This window comes from Flavonifractor sp. An91 (assembly GCF_002159225.1).
GTDB classification, from domain to species: Bacteria; Bacillota; Clostridia; order Oscillospirales; family Oscillospiraceae; genus Flavonifractor; species Flavonifractor avicola.
Genome location: NZ_NFHA01000077.1, coordinates 1 through 3393 on the forward strand (window position 1 = coordinate 1; position 3393 = coordinate 3393).

Here is a 3393-nt window from a genome sequence, read left to right on the forward strand (position 1 = left end):
CAAGGCGGGGAGAGATCTTCAAGATCTTTCCCCGCCTTGCTTTTTGCTCAATGGACTGAGTTGTTTGGCATCATAAACCAGCTACTGAGCAAATTGTCAGTTCACAATATAGGAAACATCAAAGCGAATGCTGCTGGGAGACACATTGCCGATAAAGATGGAGAAGTTGGAGTCACCAGTAATCTCGAAAGACACAGACCCCGACCCGTTGGTAACAGTTTTCACGAGGCCGTAGCCAGTCTTGTTGTTGATGAGTCCGATCTGGACCTTAGAAGAGGTGGGAGTCCAGGTTGCATTGATGGTTACTTTCTGACCCTTGACCAGATTCTGGGCATCAAAAGCATATCCCTTTCCGCTGGAAAGGCTGCCAGAAGCATACGGCACGGCTTCGCCAGCTTTCGCAGTCACAGTACCCTCATAGAATGCCATACCGTCTGCGGTGTCAGTGGAGAGGTTAAACTGGGACAAATCGGCAAAGCCAGTGGTGGACTCAATCATCTTGGCAGCGTCATTGGATTCAGTGGACAGCTTCATGGTGGACAGATCCATAAAACCATTGGCAGACTCAACAATGTGAGCGTCGCCTGCATCGCCCAATTTCACATCGGCGACATCCATCAGTTCAGCATTGGGCACATCGATAGAAGAAGGCAGTTCGGCCGCAAACGCAGACATCGCCAAACAACTGGCGCCCAGGGCACAGGCCAAGGCAATAGCAACGGTCTTGCGGGATTTTTGGTTGGAATTCAACATGGTTAATAGTCTCCTTTCAAGCCTTTTTCTCGTTGAGACAAAGGCAATTCCAGATGATTTGCTGGGAATACGAAATACAGTCGTGTAAGAAATCAGAAGATGCCCATATTTTTTGCGCTCTGCCGGACTCATTTGACAGACAACTTGCTCATCACAAGATGTTTCTGCCAAACGATCTAACTCTCGCTTCATGAGATGCACAACAGGGTTGAACCAATAAACTGTTTGGAGAATAACTGCAAAGAGCTTACGCCATAAGTCATGGTGCTTAAAATGCACTAACTCATGTGCCCACAGAAGCATCGGAAATGTTCCACTTTGCAAAATCGGCTGAAAATCCCTTATTCACGGGCTTCCTGATACATACCCTTACAACCACAGACAAAGTGGTAAAGTATGGAGAAAACAATAAAATAGACTTTTCCGAACATCCAACGGTAGTACAGCGAGGAAGTGAACGCACAATCAACCTCTATGCCGCCGTTCCAGATGTCGCATAATGGACAAGCCAATTTGCACAATGGAGCATAAATACAATTCATTTTATAATATGCCCATAAGGAGGTCAATGCTCTATGAGAGAAAAGAAAACCCACCTGTATCTGGATAGCGAAGAAAGACGCCTGCTGTTACATAGCCTTGTGGAGCTGAAAAATCAGCTTATCAAACAAGGCAGATATACCGACCCCGTGGACGAACTCATCTTCCGAGTGCTGAACGCCCCCGTAAAGAGAATGAAAATTGAATATGTCTAAGGCAGATTACCACGAAGCCGCTTATTCTTATTGAATTTTAAGAGTAGGCGGCTTTTTTGCGTTCTCTGGTACGGTTACATAGCCACCCTGACAAAGTGGCTAAATCTATAAGGAAGGAGGACACATCTATGTCAAATTGCAAAGTGATTGCTTTAACCAACCAGAAAGGCGGTGTCGGCAAGACAACCACGGCGGTCAATCTGGGCGTTGGTCTTGCAAGGCAGGGCAAAAAGGTGCTGCTGATTGACGCAGACGCACAGGCAAATCTTACGATGGCTCTGGGATATAACCGCCCAGACGATATACCCGTCACGCTCTCTACCGTGATGCAGAACATCATCGACGATAAGCCCCTTGATGCTTCGCAGGGGATTATCCGCCACGGCGAGGGTGTTGACCTGCTCCCGTCCAATATCGAGCTGTCAGGTTTTGAAGTAAGGCTAATCAACGCCATGAGCCGTGAGCGTGTTCTGAAAACCTATGTGAACGAGGTCAAGAAGAATTACGACTATGTGCTTATCGACTGTATGCCGAGCTTGGGTATGATAACCATCAACGCTCTGGCGGCGGCTGACAGCGTGGTTATCCCGATGCAGCCCCACTATCTTTCTGCGAAAGGCTTAGAGCTGTTGCTTCGCTCCGTATCAATGGTCAGGCGGCAGATAAACCCAAAGCTGCGGATTGACGGTATTTTAATGACGATGGTAATGCCCCGCACGAACATTTCCAAAGAAATCACGGCAACCGTGAAAAGTGCCTACGGACAGAAAATCAAAGTCTTTGATACCGAGATACCCCATTCCATCCGTGCGGTGGAAGCTACCGCAGAGGGCAAGAGTATTTTTGCCTACGACAAAAGCGGCAAGGTAGCCGCAGCTTATGAGCAGTTCTCGAAGGAGGTGGCAGAGCTTGGCGAGAAACAGAGAAAGCAAAATCGAGCTGACCGCTTACGATGACCTGTTCCAGACGGACGAGAGCCGTGCGGAAGCAGGTTTGAGCAAGATACGGGATATTCCCATATCGGAAATTGATGAGTTTCCAGACCACCCGTTCAAAGTTTTAATGAATGAGGATATGGAACAGCTTGTCGAGAGTGTGAAGAGAAACGGCGTAATGACGCCCGCTACTGTCCGTCTGAAAGAGGACGGGCGGTATGAGCTTATCAGCGGTCACAGGCGTAAAAAGGCTTGCGAGCTTGCAGGGCTTGAAACGCTGAAATGCGAGGTCAAGGAGCTGACCCGTGACGAAGCCATTATCGTTATGGTAGAGAGCAACCTGCAAAGGTCTGTCATTCTGCCGAGTGAGAAAGCCTTTGCCTATAAGATGCGGCTTGAAGCGATGAACAGGCAAGGTCAGCGTACTGATTTAACTTCTCGACCAGTGGGCGAGAAGTTGTTTAGCGTGGATAAGATGAGTCAAGATGTTGCAGATAGTAGCAGACAAATTCACCGCTATATCCGCTTAACCGAGCTTGTACCCGAAATCCTGCAAATGGTTGACGACAGGCAGATTGCTTTCCGCCCTGCGGTTGAAATCTCTTATCTGACCGAGGAACAGCAATACACCCTGCTTGAAGCTATGAGCTACAACGACGCTACGGGCAAGCTGCTCCCGTGTCATACCTGTTTTTTCACGGGCTTTCTTGATTGCCTGTCCTATCGACGTGAAATCAAAGTCAAAATCGTTATTTCTTTTATCCATAAGCTCACCACCTGTTCTCTGAAAATCTTGCCCTTATATTTTACAGAGATGTGGTTTCTGATAGAATGTGTTTGGCAAAATAAAACTCTTGCAAAAGGCCCCCTGTGATCAAATTATGAACTGCGCATTTTTATGCGATAGTCGAGCATTGATTCTCTTGTCAACTACTACGGTGGACAAGTGG

General features: G+C 47.6%; 4 protein-coding genes. 3 read left to right on the plus strand and 1 reads right to left on the minus strand.

The genetic code is table 11. The features are described 5' to 3' along the window. Window positions 1-96: 96 nt before the first annotated feature. Entirely contained in the window at window positions 97-1056 is a 960-nt protein-coding gene (locus B5G42_RS17370) for a M56 family metallopeptidase (RefSeq protein WP_087273127.1), read from the minus strand. Window positions 1057-1328: 272 nt separating this feature from the next. Here B5G42_RS17370 and B5G42_RS17375 point away from each other — a divergent pair, with 272 nt between their 5' ends. The 3 genes from B5G42_RS17375 to B5G42_RS17385 all read left to right on the plus strand — a co-directional run bounded on the left by B5G42_RS17375 (window position 1329) and on the right by B5G42_RS17385 (window position 3317). After that, the gene (locus B5G42_RS17375; RefSeq protein ID WP_046433836.1) at window positions 1329-1508 is read left to right on the plus strand and encodes a hypothetical protein; all 180 of its coding nucleotides are present in this window, start codon (window positions 1329-1331) and stop codon (window positions 1506-1508) included. Between the two features lie 128 nt (window positions 1509-1636). Continuing rightward, complete coding sequence (locus B5G42_RS17380; protein ID WP_046433835.1) at window positions 1637-2464, plus strand: ParA family protein; 828 nt, start codon at window positions 1637-1639, stop codon at window positions 2462-2464. Further along, window positions 2418-3317: a ParB/RepB/Spo0J family partition protein gene (locus B5G42_RS17385; RefSeq protein ID WP_087273130.1), complete on the plus strand. Its 900-nt coding sequence runs from the start codon at window positions 2418-2420 to the stop codon at window positions 3315-3317. The genes B5G42_RS17380 and B5G42_RS17385 overlap by 47 nt, the downstream gene beginning before the upstream one ends. Window positions 3318-3393 lie beyond the last annotated feature (76 nt).

Bases quoted from the DNA above. Each gene is read 5' to 3' on its own strand.
- B5G42_RS17370 (WP_087273127.1), bottom strand. From the start codon at position 1,056: ATGCTTCTGTGGGCACATGAGTTAGTGCATTTTAAGCACCATGACTTA.
- B5G42_RS17380 (WP_046433835.1), top strand. From the start codon at position 1,637: ATGTCAAATTGCAAAGTGATTGCTTTAACCAACCAGAAAGGCGGTGTC.
- B5G42_RS17375 (WP_046433836.1), top strand. From the start codon at position 1,329: ATGAGAGAAAAGAAAACCCACCTGTATCTGGATAGCGAAGAAAGACGC.